This is a genomic window from Pararhizobium capsulatum DSM 1112 (assembly GCF_030814475.1).
GTDB lineage: Bacteria > Pseudomonadota > Alphaproteobacteria > Rhizobiales > Rhizobiaceae > Pararhizobium > Pararhizobium capsulatum.
In genome coordinates, this window is the sequence record NZ_JAUSVF010000001.1 from 2,092,408 (window position 1) to 2,107,307 (window position 14,900).

The 14,900-nt window shown below is 59.4% G+C and carries 15 protein-coding genes; all 15 read left to right on the plus strand.

The annotated features are described in order from the left end of the window. Positions 1 to 317 precede the first annotated feature (317 nt). The 15 genes from QO002_RS10050 (at position 318) to QO002_RS10120 (ending at position 14,894) form a co-directional block, all read left to right on the plus strand. Entirely contained in the window at positions 318 to 683 is a 366-nt protein-coding gene (locus QO002_RS10050) for an NADH-quinone oxidoreductase subunit A (RefSeq protein ID WP_307229170.1), read from the plus strand. Beyond that, positions 674 to 1,252, plus strand: coding sequence for a NuoB/complex I 20 kDa subunit family protein (locus QO002_RS10055; RefSeq protein ID WP_307229172.1), 579 nt, complete (start codon positions 674 to 676; stop codon positions 1,250 to 1,252). The genes QO002_RS10050 and QO002_RS10055 overlap by 10 nt, the downstream gene beginning before the upstream one ends. 18 nt (positions 1,253 to 1,270) lie before the next feature. Continuing rightward, positions 1,271 to 1,873, plus strand: a complete 603-nt coding sequence (locus QO002_RS10060) for an NADH-quinone oxidoreductase subunit C (protein ID WP_307229174.1) — start codon at positions 1,271 to 1,273, stop codon at positions 1,871 to 1,873. 53 nt (positions 1,874 to 1,926) lie between these two features. Continuing rightward, entirely contained in the window at positions 1,927 to 3,117 is a 1,191-nt protein-coding gene (locus tag QO002_RS10065; protein WP_307229176.1) for an NADH-quinone oxidoreductase subunit D, read from the plus strand. Then, positions 3,117 to 3,374, plus strand: a complete 258-nt coding sequence (locus QO002_RS10070) for a hypothetical protein (protein WP_307229178.1) — start codon at positions 3,117 to 3,119, stop codon at positions 3,372 to 3,374. The genes QO002_RS10065 and QO002_RS10070 overlap by 1 nt, the downstream gene beginning before the upstream one ends. Before the next feature lie 15 nt (positions 3,375 to 3,389). Next, positions 3,390 to 4,532: an NADH-quinone oxidoreductase subunit E gene (locus tag QO002_RS10075; RefSeq protein ID WP_307229180.1), complete on the plus strand. Its 1,143-nt coding sequence runs from the start codon at positions 3,390 to 3,392 to the stop codon at positions 4,530 to 4,532. Positions 4,533 to 4,543: 11 nt separating this feature from the next. Next, complete coding sequence (nuoF, locus tag QO002_RS10080; protein ID WP_307229182.1) at positions 4,544 to 5,848, plus strand: NADH-quinone oxidoreductase subunit NuoF; 1,305 nt, start codon at positions 4,544 to 4,546, stop codon at positions 5,846 to 5,848. A 5-nt stretch (positions 5,849 to 5,853) separates the two neighbouring features. Continuing rightward, positions 5,854 to 6,474 (plus strand): helix-hairpin-helix domain-containing protein, encoded by a 621-nt coding sequence (locus QO002_RS10085; RefSeq protein WP_307229184.1) that lies wholly within the window; start codon positions 5,854 to 5,856, stop codon positions 6,472 to 6,474. 115 nt (positions 6,475 to 6,589) lie between these two features. Beyond that, positions 6,590 to 8,671 (plus strand): NADH-quinone oxidoreductase subunit NuoG, encoded by a 2,082-nt coding sequence (gene nuoG / locus QO002_RS10090; protein WP_307229186.1) that lies wholly within the window; start codon positions 6,590 to 6,592, stop codon positions 8,669 to 8,671. Between the two features lie 20 nt (positions 8,672 to 8,691). Further along, positions 8,692 to 9,735: an NADH-quinone oxidoreductase subunit NuoH gene (nuoH, locus tag QO002_RS10095; RefSeq protein ID WP_307229187.1), complete on the plus strand. Its 1,044-nt coding sequence runs from the start codon at positions 8,692 to 8,694 to the stop codon at positions 9,733 to 9,735. A gap of 64 nt (positions 9,736 to 9,799) precedes the next feature. Further along, positions 9,800 to 10,291: an NADH-quinone oxidoreductase subunit NuoI gene (nuoI, locus tag QO002_RS10100; RefSeq protein WP_307233306.1), complete on the plus strand. Its 492-nt coding sequence runs from the start codon at positions 9,800 to 9,802 to the stop codon at positions 10,289 to 10,291. Between the two features lie 136 nt (positions 10,292 to 10,427). After that, positions 10,428 to 11,042, plus strand: coding sequence for an NADH-quinone oxidoreductase subunit J (locus QO002_RS10105; protein WP_307229189.1), 615 nt, complete (start codon positions 10,428 to 10,430; stop codon positions 11,040 to 11,042). A gap of 27 nt (positions 11,043 to 11,069) precedes the next feature. Further along, entirely contained in the window at positions 11,070 to 11,378 is a 309-nt protein-coding gene (nuoK, locus tag QO002_RS10110; protein WP_037169335.1) for an NADH-quinone oxidoreductase subunit NuoK, read from the plus strand. 7 nt (positions 11,379 to 11,385) lie between these two features. Next, positions 11,386 to 13,383 carry an NADH-quinone oxidoreductase subunit L gene (gene nuoL, locus QO002_RS10115; protein ID WP_307229194.1) on the plus strand — a complete coding sequence of 666 codons (1,998 nt, stop codon included), beginning with the start codon at positions 11,386 to 11,388 and terminating at the stop codon, positions 13,381 to 13,383. Then, positions 13,383 to 14,894: an NADH-quinone oxidoreductase subunit M gene (locus tag QO002_RS10120; protein WP_307229196.1), complete on the plus strand. Its 1,512-nt coding sequence runs from the start codon at positions 13,383 to 13,385 to the stop codon at positions 14,892 to 14,894. The genes nuoL and QO002_RS10120 overlap by 1 nt, the downstream gene beginning before the upstream one ends. Positions 14,895 to 14,900 lie beyond the last annotated feature (6 nt).

A 14,900-nucleotide genomic window follows, 5' to 3' on the forward strand; every position in this document is an offset into this window, starting at 1 on the left:
AGTCGTCTGCGGGGTGCGGTGCGGCCGGGCTGCGACATTTTGGCCATCCGTACGCTCAGAAGTATCGTTTCTTTTCGCCCGGAGCCCGCTTGCTGACGCGAGGGTCGCCGATTTTTCGGGGTTTGCGCCCGCCTGCCGGGGGTGCTACGTTTTGGCTGGGCTCCATTCCTTCGGCTTGAGGGGGTGAAAACCTTTCTCAAGGCTTGCACCGCAGCCCGGGCTGCGCTAACCACACGTGCGTTGCAACATATTTTTCGGCTTGCGGCTTTTTGGCTTTCGCGCTTCTCCAGCGCCCGCTGCAGGCAGGGACGGATACAATGACAGACCTTCTCGGTTCCTATATTCCGATCGCGATCTTCATCGGTATATCTCTCGTTATCGGCATTGCCCTGCTGATCGCGCCGTTTGCCGTGGCTTACAAGGCGCCCGATTCCGAGAAGCTCTCGGCTTATGAGTGCGGCTTCAATTCCTTTGATGACGCGCGCATGAAATTCGACATCCGCTTCTATCTGGTGTCGATTCTCTTCATCATCTTCGATCTGGAAGTTGCCTTTCTCTTTCCCTGGGCGGTCTCGTTCAAGGATCTGGGATGGTTTGGCTTCTGGTCCATGATGGTCTTCCTTGGTGTTCTGACCATCGGCTTTATCTATGAATGGAAGAAGGGAGCGCTCGAATGGGAGTAGCAACCACCACCCCACTTGTTGCCCAGGCGCCGAAGGGGATCATCGATCCCTCGACCGGCAAGCCGATCGGTAGCAACGACAAGTTCTACGGCGAGATCAACAATGAGCTCGCCGATAAGGGCTTTCTGGTCACCTCTACGGACGAGTTGATCAACTGGGCCCGTACCGGCTCGCTGATGTGGATGACCTTTGGTCTTGCCTGCTGCGCGGTCGAAATGATGCAGATGTCGATGCCGCGTTACGACGCCGAGCGTTTCGGCTTTGCGCCGCGCGCTTCGCCGCGCCAGTCCGACGTCATGATCGTTGCCGGCACGCTCACCAACAAGATGGCGCCCGCCCTGCGCAAGGTCTACGACCAGATGCCCGAGCCGCGTTACGTCATCTCGATGGGATCCTGCGCCAACGGCGGCGGTTATTATCATTATTCCTATTCGGTGGTGCGTGGTTGCGACCGCGTCGTGCCGGTCGATATTTATGTGCCGGGCTGTCCTCCCACGGCGGAGGCGCTCCTTTACGGGGTGCTTCTGCTGCAGAAGAAAATCCGCCGCACCGGCACGATCGAGCGCTAAGGGCAGGGGACCAGAACGATGAGTGAAGCCCTCGACGAGCTTTCCGCCTATGTCCGCGAAATGCGCGGCGCATTGGTGACTGACGCTGCCGTTACTTTCGGCGAATTGACGCTGACAACCAATGCTGAAAGCGTGATTGAACTCCTGACTTTCCTGCGGGATGATGCCCGCTGCGGTTTTGTCAGCTTCATCGATATCTGTGGCGTGGACTGGCCACAGCGCGCCGAGCGTTTCGATGTGGTCTATCACCTGCTGTCGCCGAAGCAGAACCTGCGCATCCGCATCAAGCTTGCGACGGGTGAAGATCAGCCGGTTCCGTCTGCCTGTCCGGTTTACCCGGGCGCTGACTGGTTCGAGCGCGAAGCCTACGACATGTACGGTATCCTGTTCACAGGCCATCCGGACCTGCGCCGTATCCTCACGGACTATGGTTTCGAAGGGTACCCACTGCGCAAGGACTTCCCGACGACCGGTTTCGTTGAGGTGCGGTATGACGATGAAGTCAAGCGCGTGATCTATGAGCCCGTCGAACTGAAGCAGGAATTCCGGAACTTCGACTTCATGTCGCCCTGGGAAGGAACGGATTACGTTCTACCGGGTGATGAAAAAGCGAAGCAGTAAGGAAAAGAAGCCGGTGCCGCCGTTTGGGCGGTGTCAAGGCTTGGAGCGATGCGATGAACGAACACAACGTCCGCAATTTCAATATCAATTTCGGACCCCAGCATCCCGCGGCGCACGGCGTTTTGCGTCTGGTGCTGGAGCTGGACGGCGAGCTTGTCGAACGCGTCGATCCGCATATCGGCCTGTTGCACCGTGGTACCGAGAAGCTGATCGAGACTAAGACCTATCTGCAGGCCGTTCCCTATTTCGACCGCCTCGACTACGTGGCGCCGATGAACCAGGAGCATGCCTTTGCGCTGGCCGTCGAAAAGCTGACGGGCACCGAGGTTCCGATCCGCGGTCAGCTGATCCGTGTTCTCTATTCGGAAATTGGCCGTATTCTCTCTCATCTTCTGAACGTCACGACGCAGGCCATGGACGTCGGTGCGCTGACGCCGCCGCTCTGGGGCTTTGAAGAGCGCGAAAAGTTGATGGTGTTCTATGAGCGTGCCTGCGGCGCGCGCATGCACTCGGCCTATTTCCGTCCGGGTGGCGTCCATCAAGATCTACCGCACGAGCTTGTTGAGGACATCGGCAAGTGGATCGATCCGTTCCTGAAGACCGTCGACGATATCGATGAGCTTCTGACAGGCAACCGCATCTTCAAGCAGCGCAACGTCGATATCGGCGTCGTTACGCTCGATGACGCGTGGGCCTGGGGCTTCTCCGGCGTCATGGTGCGCGGATCGGGCGCTGCCTGGGACCTGCGCAAGTCGCAGCCCTACGAATGCTATTCGCAGATGGATTTCGACATTCCGATCGGCAAGAACGGTGACTGCTTCGACCGATACCTGATCCGCATGATCGAAATGCGTGAATCCGCCAAGATCATGCGCCAATGCGTCGATCGCCTGCTGGGCGACGCCAAGATCGGTCCGGTCTCGTCGCTCGACGGCAAGATCGTGCCGCCGAAGCGTGGCGAGATGAAGCGGTCGATGGAAGCCTTGATCCATCACTTCAAGCTCTACACCGAAGGTTACCATGTGCCGGCCGGCGAGGCTTATGCCGCCGTCGAAGCACCCAAGGGCGAATTCGGCGTCTATCTTGTATCCGACGGCACCAACAAGCCGTATCGCTGTAAGATCCGGGCTCCGGGTTATGCGCATCTTCAGGCTATGGATTACATCTGTCGGGGTCACCAACTGGCTGACGTTTCGGCCATTCTGGGCTCGCTGGATATCGTGTTCGGCGAGGTGGACCGTTGATGCGTCCTGTTGCCCTCTCGCTTCTCGGCGTGCTGATTGCAGGTTCCGCGCTGGCCCAGGATACGGGCGTGGCGTCGTCGGACGACGTCAGCAGCTCGGCCGAAAGCGGCATGGGCAATCTGCTCGTCAAGGGTTACGAGATCAGGGCGGCCGTCCAGAACGGTACGCGCTACATCGTGTTTTTGCAGAAAGAAAAGTCGGCCTATGCTTGCGAATTCGTCTCCCTGACGAAGTCGCGGTGCGGTTCGATTAACTGATAGGGTTCGGGAATTATGTCCGTTCGTCGACTAGCCGAGGATAGTGTCCAGCCACAAAGCTTTGCCTTCAGGGGCGAGAATGTGGCGTGGGCGCAGGCAACGATCAAGAAATATCCGGCAGGCCGTCAGCAGTCCGCCGTTATCCCGCTTCTGATGCGGGCGCAGGAACAGGACGGCTGGGTGACAAAGGCCGCGATCGAATCGGTCGCGGACATGCTCGACATGCCGTATATCCGCGTCCTCGAAGTCGCGACCTTCTACACGCAGTTCCAGCTGAAGCCGATCGGCACGCGCGCCCATATTCAGGTGTGCGGCACGACGCCATGCATGCTGCGTGGCTCGGAAGAGCTGATCAGCCTCTGCAAGAAGCGTATTCATCCGCAGCCGCTGACCCCGAACGAGAGCGGCACGCTTTCCTGGGAAGAAGTTGAATGTCAGGGCGCCTGCGTCAACGCGCCGATGGTGATGATTTTCAAGGACAGCTACGAAGACCTGACGGTTCCGCAGCTAGAATACATCATCGACCGTTTCGATGCAGGCAAGGGCAAGGACGTTGCTCCAGGTCCGCAGATCGACCGTATTTACTCCGCTCCGGTTGGCGGCGTGACGACCTTGGCGACGCAGCCGGCAATCCAGCGCAATCAGGTCACCGAGGCAGCTCCTGCTCCTGTGGTTGCCGATGCCGCACCGGTTCCTCCGTCAAACGCCGGACGTGCAAAGACTGCCGCCGATGAGACCAATCCTACAGTGAAGACGCCGGCGACCGCCAAGGCGGCGGCTGCTGCCAATGCCAAGGTTGAAGGCGAGAACAAGGATACAGGCATTGTTGCCGAACCGCCGGCCAATAAAGCTGGCGCGACAGCGCAGCCTTCCCTTGAAGACAAGAACCGTCCTGCCGGCATAGAGCGTCCTGCCGCCGTTGATGATCTGAAGCTGGTTTCGGGCGTCGGTCCGAAGATCGAAGGTATTCTGCACGAACTCGGCATCTTCACCTTCGCGCAGGTCGCGGGTTGGAAGAAGGCCGAACGCGAATGGGTCGATGGCTACCTGAATTTCAAGGGCCGCATCGACCGGGACGACTGGGTCAAGCAAGCCAAGGCGCTGGCCAAGGGCGGCGAAGCCGAATACATCAAAGTTTTCGGCAAGAAGCCGCGATAGACAGGTGAACCATGCTCGACGATAAAGATCGCATTTTTACCAATATCTATGGCATCTTCGACAAGTCCCTGAAGGGCGCGATGAGCCGTGGTCATTGGGATGGTACCAAGCAGATCCTCGAAAAGGGTCGTGACTGGATCATCAACGAGATGAAAGCCTCCGGTCTGCGCGGCCGTGGCGGTGCAGGCTTCCCGACGGGTCTCAAGTGGTCCTTCATGCCGAAGGAAAGCGACGGCCGTCCGCATTACCTCGTCGTCAACGCCGACGAATCCGAGCCCGGCACCTGCAAGGACCGCGATATCATGCGCCACGATCCGCATACGCTGATCGAAGGCTGCGTGATCGCGAGCTTCGCCATGGGCGCGCATACCGCCTACATCTATGTTCGCGGTGAATATATGCGCGAACGCGAAGCGCTGCAGGCTGCGATCGACGAGTGCTATGACGCGGGCCTTCTCGGCATCAACAACAAGCTCGGCTGGGATATGGACATCTATGTCCACCACGGCGCCGGTGCGTACATCTGTGGCGAAGAAACCGCGCTGCTCGAAAGCCTGGAAGGCAAGAAGGGCCAGCCGCGCCTGAAGCCGCCGTTCCCGGCTAACATGGGCCTCTATGGCTGCCCGACAACCGTCAACAACGTCGAATCGATCGCCGTGGCACCGACCATCCTGCGTCGCGGCGCCGGCTGGTTCTCAGGCATCGGTCGTCCGAACAATGTCGGCACCAAGCTGTTCATGGTTTCCGGTCACGTCAACCGCCCCTGCACGGTCGAAGACGCGATGGGCATTCCCTTCCGCGAACTGATCGAGCGCCACTGTGGCGGCATCCGCGGCGGCTGGGATAACCTGCTTGCCGTGATCCCCGGTGGCTCGTCCTGCCCGGTCGTTCGGGCCGAGGACATCGTCGATGCGCCGATGGATTTCGACGGCATGCGCGACGTCAAGTCGTCCTTGGGAACGGCCGCTGTCATCGTCATGGACAAGTCGACCGATATCATCAAGGCTATCTGGCGCCTTGCAGCGTTCTACAAGCACGAGAGCTGCGGCCAGTGCACGCCTTGCCGCGAAGGCACCGGCTGGATGATGCGCGTGATGGAACGCATGGTTCAGGGGCGTGCCCAGAAGCGCGAGATCGACATGCTGTTCGACGTGACGAAGCAGGTTGAAGGCCATACGATCTGTGCGCTGGGTGATGCGGCTGCATGGCCGATCCAGGGCCTGATCCGAAACTTCCGCCCGGAAATGGAAAAGCGCATCGACGAATATACGCGCAACTCCTCGTCGCATGGTGCGGGTCTGGAGGCGGCGGAGTAACAATCATGGTTGGGCCGAAAGAAGAAAACGGTAAAGGGACGGGACCGGCAGATGCCGGCGCCGACCCTTCGTCCGCTTTCGGTTCGGCTGACGATCCGTTCGGGATGACCGAGTGGCTGAAGGAGGTGCCGGTGGCATCGCTTCATCCGCTGATGCAGCATCCGGTGGCGGCCATGGCGGCAGCGACTGCGATCGGATTTGGCGTCACCAGCCATTTTGCCGGTGTCATGTTCGGGGCGATGCAGGGCATGGCGGAGGCGGCGCAGAAGGCAGGGACGACCGGAGCGGAAACCGCGCCGGTTCATCAGCCGACGCAATCGGCTCCGGTGAAGGCACCAAAGGTGGAAACTGTCGAAAGGGCCGATCCGGTCGAGAAGACAGTCAAGCCGAAACGCAACAAACCGGCCGCTCGGGTGGTCGAGACTGTTGCGGATGACTTGAAGAAGATTGCGGGCATCGGCCCGAAGCTGGAGCAGGTGTTGAACGGCATGGGCATCCAGCGCTACCAGGATATTGCGCGCTGGACGACCAAGGATGTGCAGCGGGTGGACGAACAGCTCGGCTTCAGCGGACGGATTGCCCGCGACGGTTGGGTTGAAAGTGCAAAGACCCTGATAAAGGGCTGAAGGAAATTTCGGGGGAGGGCCTGCCAAGGGCATCCTCGACAAAGGTCTTCGTGACCTTGGATTATCTGTCCGTGGCCTCAAAGGCGGCGGACGAAGGACAGGATTGAGTGCTAAGATGGCAAAGCTGAAAGTCGACGGAAAAGAGATCGATGTTCCGGATCATTTCACGCTGCTTCAGGCGTGCGAAGAAGCCGGCGCTGAAGTTCCGCGCTTCTGTTTTCACGAGCGGCTTTCGGTTGCCGGGAACTGCCGCATGTGTCTGATCGAGGTGAAGGGAGGGCCGCCAAAACCCGCCGCTTCCTGCGCCATGGGCGTGCGCGACCTTCGCCCCGGCCCGAACGGCGAAGCCCCGGAAGTCTTCACAACCACGCCGATGGTCAAGAAGGCCCGCGAGGGTGTCATGGAATTCCTGCTGATCAACCATCCGCTGGATTGCCCGATCTGTGACCAGGGTGGCGAATGCGACCTGCAGGACCAGGCGATGGCCTTCGGCGTCGATTCGACCCGCTACAACGAAAACAAGCGTGCCGTCGAAGACAAGTATATCGGCCCGCTGGTCAAGACCGTGATGAACCGCTGCATTCACTGCACGCGCTGTGTCCGCTTCACCACGGAAGTGGCCGGCATCGCCGAACTCGGCCTGATCGGCCGCGGCGAGGACGCCGAGATCACCACCTATCTCGAGCAGGCGATGACATCCGAGCTGCAGGGCAATGTTGTTGATCTCTGCCCGGTTGGCGCGCTGACCTCCAAGCCATACGCCTTCAACGCTCGCCCTTGGGAACTCGGCAAGACCGAATCCATCGATGTGATGGATGCCGTCGGTTCCGCGATCCGGGTCGATACCCGCGGCCGTGAAGTGATGCGCGTTATGCCGCGTGTCAATGAAGAGATCAACGAAGAATGGATCTCCGACAAGACCCGCTTCATCTGGGATGGCCTCAAGACCCAGCGTCTCGACCGTCCTTACGTGAAGACGGATGGTCGTCTGCGTCCTGCAAGCTGGAACGAAGCCTTCGCTGCGATCGAGGCTGCCGTTTCGAAGACCACCGGCGACCGGATCGGCGCGATTGCCGGCGATCTGGCCTCGGTCGAGGAAATGTTCGCGCTGAAGGCGTTGATCTCATCGCTCGGCTCGGCCAATATCGACTGCCGTCAGGATGGCGCAGCGCTTGATCCATCGTTCGGCCGCGCCAGCTACATATTCAACCCGACGATCCAGGGAATCGAACGAGCCGACGCGATCCTCCTCGTCGGCGCGAACCCGCGCTATGAAGCGTCTGTACTCAACGCCCGCCTGCGCAAGCGTTACCGCATGGGCGGTCTGCCGATCGCCGTGATCGGCGAGCAAGCTGAGCTGCGTTACCCTTACGAATACCTTGGCGCGGGTACGGATACGCTTTCCGACCTGATTGCCGGCAAGGTCGGCTTCCTCGATGCGCTGAAGAAGGCCGAGCGTCCGATGATCATCGTCGGGCAAGGCGCGATTTCGGGTGCCAACGGTGCTGCCGTTCTCGCATCCATTGCCAAGCTTGCTTCAGCCGTTGGCGCTGTGAACAATGACTGGAACGGTTTCGCGGTTCTTCACACAGCGGCTTCGCGTGTTGGCGGTCTCGATCTCGGATTCGTGCCGGGTGAGGGCGGCAAGACGGCAGCTGAGATGCTGACCGGGACCGACGTTCTCTTCCTGCTCGGCGCCGACGAGATCGACTTCTCCGGCAAGACTACAGGTTTCACCGTCTACATCGGCTCGCATGGCGACAACGGTGCCCATGGCGCCGATGTCATCCTGCCGGGTGCTACATACACTGAAAAGTCTGGCCTCTGGGTCAATACCGAAGGCCGCGTCCAGATAGGCAACCGTGCCGGCTTTGCGCCGGGCGACGCCCGCGAAGACTGGGCGATCCTGCGCGCACTGTCCGATGTTCTAGGCAAGCGCCTGCCATTTGATTCGCTTGGGCAATTGCGTACGAAACTGTACGAGGAACATCCGCATTTCGCCGATGTCGATGCGATTTTCGCAGGTACGTCGGGCGAAATCGAAGCCCTTGGGCAAAAAGCAGGTGGGATGACGAAATCGGTGTTTGCGTCTCCGGTCAAAGACTTCTATTTGACGAACCCGATAGCACGCGCGTCCGCCGTCATGGCCGAATGTTCGGCCCTGGCACGCAACAATTTCAAAGCTGCGGCGGAATGAGCGCGGGAGATTAAGAGACTATGGACGCTTTCATTTCGACCTATGTTTGGCCAGCCATCATCATGGTCGCCCAGTCGCTTCTGCTTCTGGTCGCGCTGTTGCTTTTCATCGCCTATATTCTGCTGGCCGACCGCAAGATCTGGGCTGCCGTGCAGATGCGCCGCGGACCTAACGTGGTGGGTCCGTGGGGACTTTTCCAGTCCTTCGCCGATCTTTTGAAGTTCGTCTTCAAGGAACCGGTTATCCCGGCCGGCGCCAACAAGGCGCTTTTCCTTCTCGCTCCGCTCGTTTCCGTGACGCTGGCTCTTGCCGCCTGGGCGGTCATTCCGCTCAACGAAAACTGGGTGATGGCGAATATCAACGTCGGCATCCTCTATGTGCTCGCCATATCTTCTCTCGAAGTTTATGGCATCATCATGGGCGGCTGGGCGTCGAACTCGAAGTATCCGTTCCTCTCGGCGCTACGCTCGGCGGCACAGATGGTGTCCTACGAAGTCTCGATCGGCTTCGTTATCGTCACCGTTCTGCTTTGCGTCGGTTCGCTGAACCTGACGGACATCGTCAATTCGCAGCGTGACGGCCTCGGCACGATGATGGGCCTTCCGGGTTCGTTCCTCGACTGGTACTGGCTGCCGCTCTTCCCGATGTTCATCATCTTCTTTATTTCGGCGCTGGCTGAAACCAACCGTCCGCCCTTCGACCTCGTCGAAGCGGAATCCGAACTGGTCGCGGGCTTCATGGTCGAGTATGGCTCGACCCCGTACATGATGTTCATGCTCGGCGAATATGCCGCCATCTACCTGATGTGCTCGCTGACGACGATCCTGTTCCTCGGCGGCTGGCTGCCTCCGGTTGATGTCTGGTTCCTCAATTGGGTTCCGGGTATCATATGGTTCATCCTCAAGGCATCGATGGTGTTCTTCATGATAGCCATGGTGAAGGCCTTCGTACCGCGCTACCGCTACGACCAGTTGATGCGCCTGGGCTGGAAGGTGTTCCTGCCGCTCTCGCTCGCCATGGTCTTTATCGTTGCAGTCACGTTGAAGCTTGTGGTGTGGGCCTGATGTCCGCACTCGGTTTCTCGTCAATCGCCGGTTTCTCCCAGACCGGCTCGTTTGGAGGTTGATGATGGCAAGTCTTACACAAGCCGTCAGTTCGCTGTTCCTCAAGGAATTCGTGGGCGCTTTCTTTCTGTCGATGCGCTATTTCTTCGCACCGAAGGCAACGCTGAACTATCCCTTTGAAAAAGGGCCGATCAGCCCGCGTTTCCGCGGCGAACATGCACTGCGCCGCTATCCGAACGGGGAAGAGCGCTGCATCGCCTGCAAGCTGTGCGAAGCGATCTGTCCTGCACAGGCGATCACCATCGAAGCCGGCCCGCGCCGCAACGATGGTACCCGCCGCACGGTCCGTTACGATATCGACATGGTGAAGTGCATTTATTGCGGTTTCTGCCAGGAGGCATGCCCGGTCGATGCGATCGTCGAAGGCCCGAACTTCGAGTTCGCCACCGAGACGCGCGAAGAGCTGTACTACGACAAGGACCGTCTGCTCTCGAACGGCGACCGCTGGGAGCGTGAAATCGCCCGCAACATCGCGATGGACTCGCCTTACCGCTGAGCCCTTTTGGAATGAGCCCGCCAACTTGAGGCGGGTTTCAAACAGGTTTTTGGGTGATGCCGGATGTTTCCGGTGTGCCAGGGGCTGGAGCGGCAAAAGGTCGTATCCGGTCAGGAAGACGAAAAAGGCACCGATCATGGGTCTGCAGGCTCTTTTTTTCTATCTCTTCGCCTTCATCGCCGTTGCGTCGGCGTTCATGGTGATCTCGGCCAGGAACCCGGTTTATTCCGTGTTGTTTCTGATCCTGACGTTCTTCAACTCTGCCGGCCTCTTCCTGCTGACCGGCGCTGAGTTCCTCGCCATGATCCTGCTGGTCGTCTATATCGGCGCGGTTGCGGTTCTCTTCCTCTTCGTGGTGATGATGCTCGACATCGACTTCACGGAATTGAGGTCGGGCGTTCTTGAATATGCCCCGGTCGGCGCTCTGATCGGCCTGATCCTTGCAGCCGAGCTGATCATCGTCATCGGTGGCAGCACCTTCTCGCCGGAAATCGCCAAGACAATCTCGATGCCGATCCCGGCGCTGGCGGACCGGACGAACACGGCCGCCCTCGGCGACGTGCTTTATACGCACTATGTCTACTTCTTCCAGATCGCCGGGCTGGTGCTTCTGGTCGCCATGATTGGCGCTATCGTGCTGACGCTCCGTCACCGCGAGAACATCAAGCGCCAGGATATTCCCACACAGGTTGCCCGTTCGCCCAAGACCGCTGTCGAAGTGGTCAAGGTGAAGTCGGGCCAAGGCCTATAAGACGGACGCGGGGTCAAGGAACACATCATGGAAATCGGTATTTCCCACTATCTGACCGTCAGCGCCATTCTCTTCACGCTCGGCGTCTTCGGCATCTTCCTCAACCGGAAGAACGTCATCATCATCCTGATGTCGGTCGAACTCATCCTGCTTGCGGTCAACATCAACATGGTTGCCTTCTCGTCGTTCCTCAACGACATCACCGGCCAGGTGTTCGCCCTGTTCATTCTGACCGTCGCGGCCGCGGAAGCTGCGATCGGCCTTGCAATTCTCGTCGTCTTCTACCGTAACCGCGGCTCCATCGCGGTTGAAGACGTCAACATGATGAAGGGCTGACCGGGCCATGGATACGCTTATCAAAGCCATCGTCTTTCTGCCGCTGATCGGCTTCCTGATTGCAGGCCTGTTCGGCACGGCGATCGGCGCCAAGGCATCCGAATATGTCACCACCGGCTTCATGATGATCGTGGCCGTGCTGTCGTGGATCGTCTTTTTCCATGTAGCGCTCGGCGAAACCGAGATGATCAGGGTCAACGTTCTGCGCTGGGTCCAGTCGGGCAGTTTCGATGCCGAATGGGCGTTTCGTGTCGATACGCTGACGGCCGTTATGTTCGTCGTGGTCAACACGGTCTCCTGCCTGGTTCACCTCTATTCGATCGGCTACATGCACCACGATGCGCATCGGCCGCGTTTCTTCGCCTACCTGTCGCTGTTCACCTTCGCGATGCTGATGCTGATCACCTCCGACAACCTGCTGCAGATGTTCTTCGGCTGGGAAGGCGTGGGTCTGGCGTCCTATCTGCTGATCGGCTTCTGGTACAAGAAGCCGTCCGCGACGGCTGCCGCCATGAAGGCCTTCATCGTAAACCGCGTTGGCGACTTCGGCTTCGTTCTCGGCATCTTCGGTGTCTTCGTTCTGTTCGGCTCGATCAGCTTCGAGACGATCTTTGCAGCCGCTTCGACCTATCTGCCGCACGAGGGCGCTGCCGAAGGCGGCGAGGCGGTCCTGAACTTCCTCGGCATGCAACTCGACAAGGGCCATGCGATCACCGCCGTCTGCCTGCTGCTCTTCATGGGCGCGATGGGTAAGTCGGCGCAGTTCCTGCTGCACACCTGGCTTCCGGACGCGATGGAAGGCCCGACCCCGGTTTCGGCGCTCATTCACGCCGCAACCATGGTCACCGCCGGCGTCTTCCTCGTCGCCCGCATGTCGCCGCTGTTCGAATTGTCGCACACGGCTCTGACCGTCGTGACGGTTGTCGGCGCGATCACCGCCTTCTTCGCGGCTACCGTCGGCCTCGTGCAGAACGACATCAAGCGCGTCATCGCCTATTCGACCTGTTCGCAGCTCGGCTACATGTTCGTGGCGCTTGGCTGCGGTGCCTATGGCGCGGCGATCTTCCACCTGTTCACGCACGCCTTCTTCAAGGCGCTCTTGTTCCTTTGCGCCGGCTCGGTCATCCACGCCGTCGATGGCGAGCAGGACATGCGCTACATGGGCGGCCTGCGCTCGCACATCAAGTGGACCTATGGGATGATGATGATCGGCACATTTGCGATCACCGGCGTCGGCATTCCATTCACGTCGTTTGGTCTGGCTGGCTTCTTCTCCAAGGATGTGATCATCGAGTCGGCCTATGCTGCACACTCGTCGGTCAGCGGTTTTGCGTTCGCGCTTCTGGTGATCGCAGCCATGTTCACGAGCTTCTACTCCTGGCGTCTGATTTTCATGACCTTCTTTGGCAAGCCGCGCGCTTCCCATGAAGTCATGCATCACGTCCACGAATCGCCGATGGTCATGCTTGTGCCGCTGTTCGTTCTGGCTGTCGGCGCCGTGTTTGCCGGCTTCCTCGGCGAGGGCCACTTCTTCGGCGAGGAGTATGGCGAGTTCTGGCAGGGCGCACTATTCACCTCGTCGGAAAACGAAATCCTCGAGCATTTCCATCACGTGCCGGCCTGGGTGAAGCTCAGCCCGTTCATCGCGATGATCCTCGGTTTCGTTACCGCCTGGTATATGTACATCCGCTCGCCGCAGACGCCGAAGTATCTGGCTGAGCAGCATCGTGGCCTCTACCAGTTCCTGCTCAACAAGTGGTACTTCGACGAGCTTTATGACTTCCTGTTCGTTCGCACCGCCAAGCGCATCGGTGTCTTCCTCTGGAAGGAAGGCGACGGCCGCGTCATCGATGGCTACGGCCCGAACGGCATTGCCGCCCGCGTCATGGACGTGACTGACCGCGTCGTTCGCCTGCAGACTGGTTACCTTTATCACTATGCGTTCGTGATGCTGATCGGCATCGCCGCGCTCATTACCTGGATGATGCTCGGGAGTTCCTTCTGATGACCGATTGGCCCATTCTTTCAGCGGTCACCTTTCTCCCGCTGGTTGGCGTGGTTCTGCTCCTGCTTACACGCGAGGACAGCCCGGCCGGCCGCCGTAATATCCTGAACATTTCGCTTTTGACCACGATCGTCACCTTCCTGGTGTCGGCCGTGATCTGGTGGAACTTCGATAATGCCAATCCGGGCTTCCAGATGGTGGAAAAGCACGCCTGGCTCGGCACCGGCATCTCCTACCATCTCGGCATCGACGGCATCTCGGTGCTCTTCGTCGTACTCTCCGCCTTCCTGATGCCGTTCTGCGTGCTCGCAAGCTGGCATTCGGTAGAGAAGCGGCTGAAGGAATACATGATCGCCTTCCTGCTTCTGGAAGTGTTCATGGTCGGCGTGTTCGTATCGCTCGATATCGTGCTGTTCTACGTCTTCTTCGAAGCCGGCCTCATTCCGATGTTCATCATCATCGGCGTCTGGGGTGGCAAGGATCGCGTCTACGCGAGCTACAAATTCTTCCTCTACACGCTGCTTGGTTCGGTGCTGATGCTGCTCGCCATCATGGCGATGTATTGGCAGGCCGGCACGACGGACATTCCGGAACTGCTCGCCTACCAATTCCCGCGTCAGATGCAGACATGGCTATGGCTTGCCTTCTTCGCCTCGTTTGCGGTGAAGATGCCGATGTGGCCGGTCCACACCTGGCTTCCCGACGCGCACGTCCAGGCGCCGACGGCGGGATCGGTCATTCTGGCCGGCGTTCTCCTGAAGCTTGGCGGCTACGGCTTCCTGCGCTTCTCGCTGCCGATGTTCCCGCTGGCATCTGAGTATTTCGCGCCTTTCGTCTTCACGCTGTCGGTGGTCGCTATCATCTACACCTCGCTGGTCGCGATGATGCAGCAGGACATCAAGAAGCTGATCGCCTATTCGTCCGTCGCGCACATGGGCTATGTCACAATGGGCATCTTCGCCGCCAATGTTCAGGGCGTGCAGGGTGCGGTGTTCCAGATGCTGTCGCACGGTATCGTCTCGGGCGCACTCTTCCTCTGCGTCGGGGTCGTCTATGACCGCATGCACACCCGCGAGATTTCGGCCTATGGTGGTCTCGTCAACAACATGCCGAAATATGCCGTCGCCTTCATGGTCTTCACCATGGCGAACGTCGGCCTGCCCGGCACCTCCGGCTTCGTCGGTGAAGTCCTGACCCTGCTCGGCGCCTTCCGCGCCAACACATGGGTCGCGTTCTTTGCCGCAACCGGCGTCATCCTTTCAGCGGCTTACGCGCTCTGGCTCTATCGCCGGGTGATCTTCGGCCCGCTCGACAAGGAAAGCCTGAAGGCACTGCTCGATCTGTCCGGCCGCGAGAAGATCATTCTCTATCCGCTGATCGTGCTGACCATCTTCTTCGGCATCTATCCGGCTCCGGTCTTCGATGCCACGGCATCCTCGATCGACCTTTTGGTCAACAACTATTCCGCTGCAGTGCAGGCGGCGCACGATGTTGCGCTATCTGTGAAATGACGACAG

Coding starts and splice junctions, on each gene's coding strand:
- QO002_RS10085 (WP_307229184.1), top strand. CDS start 5,854: ATGGTTGGGCCGAAAGAAGAAAACGGTAAAGGGACGGGACCGGCAGAT.
- nuoG (WP_307229186.1), top strand. CDS start 6,590: ATGGCAAAGCTGAAAGTCGACGGAAAAGAGATCGATGTTCCGGATCAT.
- QO002_RS10050 (WP_307229170.1), top strand. CDS start 318: ATGACAGACCTTCTCGGTTCCTATATTCCGATCGCGATCTTCATCGGT.
- nuoF (WP_307229182.1), top strand. CDS start 4,544: ATGCTCGACGATAAAGATCGCATTTTTACCAATATCTATGGCATCTTC.
- nuoK (WP_037169335.1), top strand. CDS start 11,070: ATGGAAATCGGTATTTCCCACTATCTGACCGTCAGCGCCATTCTCTTC.
- QO002_RS10065 (WP_307229176.1), top strand. CDS start 1,927: ATGAACGAACACAACGTCCGCAATTTCAATATCAATTTCGGACCCCAG.
- QO002_RS10070 (WP_307229178.1), top strand. CDS start 3,117: ATGCGTCCTGTTGCCCTCTCGCTTCTCGGCGTGCTGATTGCAGGTTCC.
- nuoH (WP_307229187.1), top strand. CDS start 8,692: ATGGACGCTTTCATTTCGACCTATGTTTGGCCAGCCATCATCATGGTC.
- QO002_RS10105 (WP_307229189.1), top strand. CDS start 10,428: ATGGGTCTGCAGGCTCTTTTTTTCTATCTCTTCGCCTTCATCGCCGTT.
- nuoL (WP_307229194.1), top strand. CDS start 11,386: ATGGATACGCTTATCAAAGCCATCGTCTTTCTGCCGCTGATCGGCTTC.
- QO002_RS10075 (WP_307229180.1), top strand. CDS start 3,390: ATGTCCGTTCGTCGACTAGCCGAGGATAGTGTCCAGCCACAAAGCTTT.
- QO002_RS10055 (WP_307229172.1), top strand. CDS start 674: ATGGGAGTAGCAACCACCACCCCACTTGTTGCCCAGGCGCCGAAGGGG.
- QO002_RS10120 (WP_307229196.1), top strand. CDS start 13,383: ATGACCGATTGGCCCATTCTTTCAGCGGTCACCTTTCTCCCGCTGGTT.
- nuoI (WP_307233306.1), top strand. CDS start 9,800: ATGGCAAGTCTTACACAAGCCGTCAGTTCGCTGTTCCTCAAGGAATTC.
- QO002_RS10060 (WP_307229174.1), top strand. CDS start 1,271: ATGAGTGAAGCCCTCGACGAGCTTTCCGCCTATGTCCGCGAAATGCGC.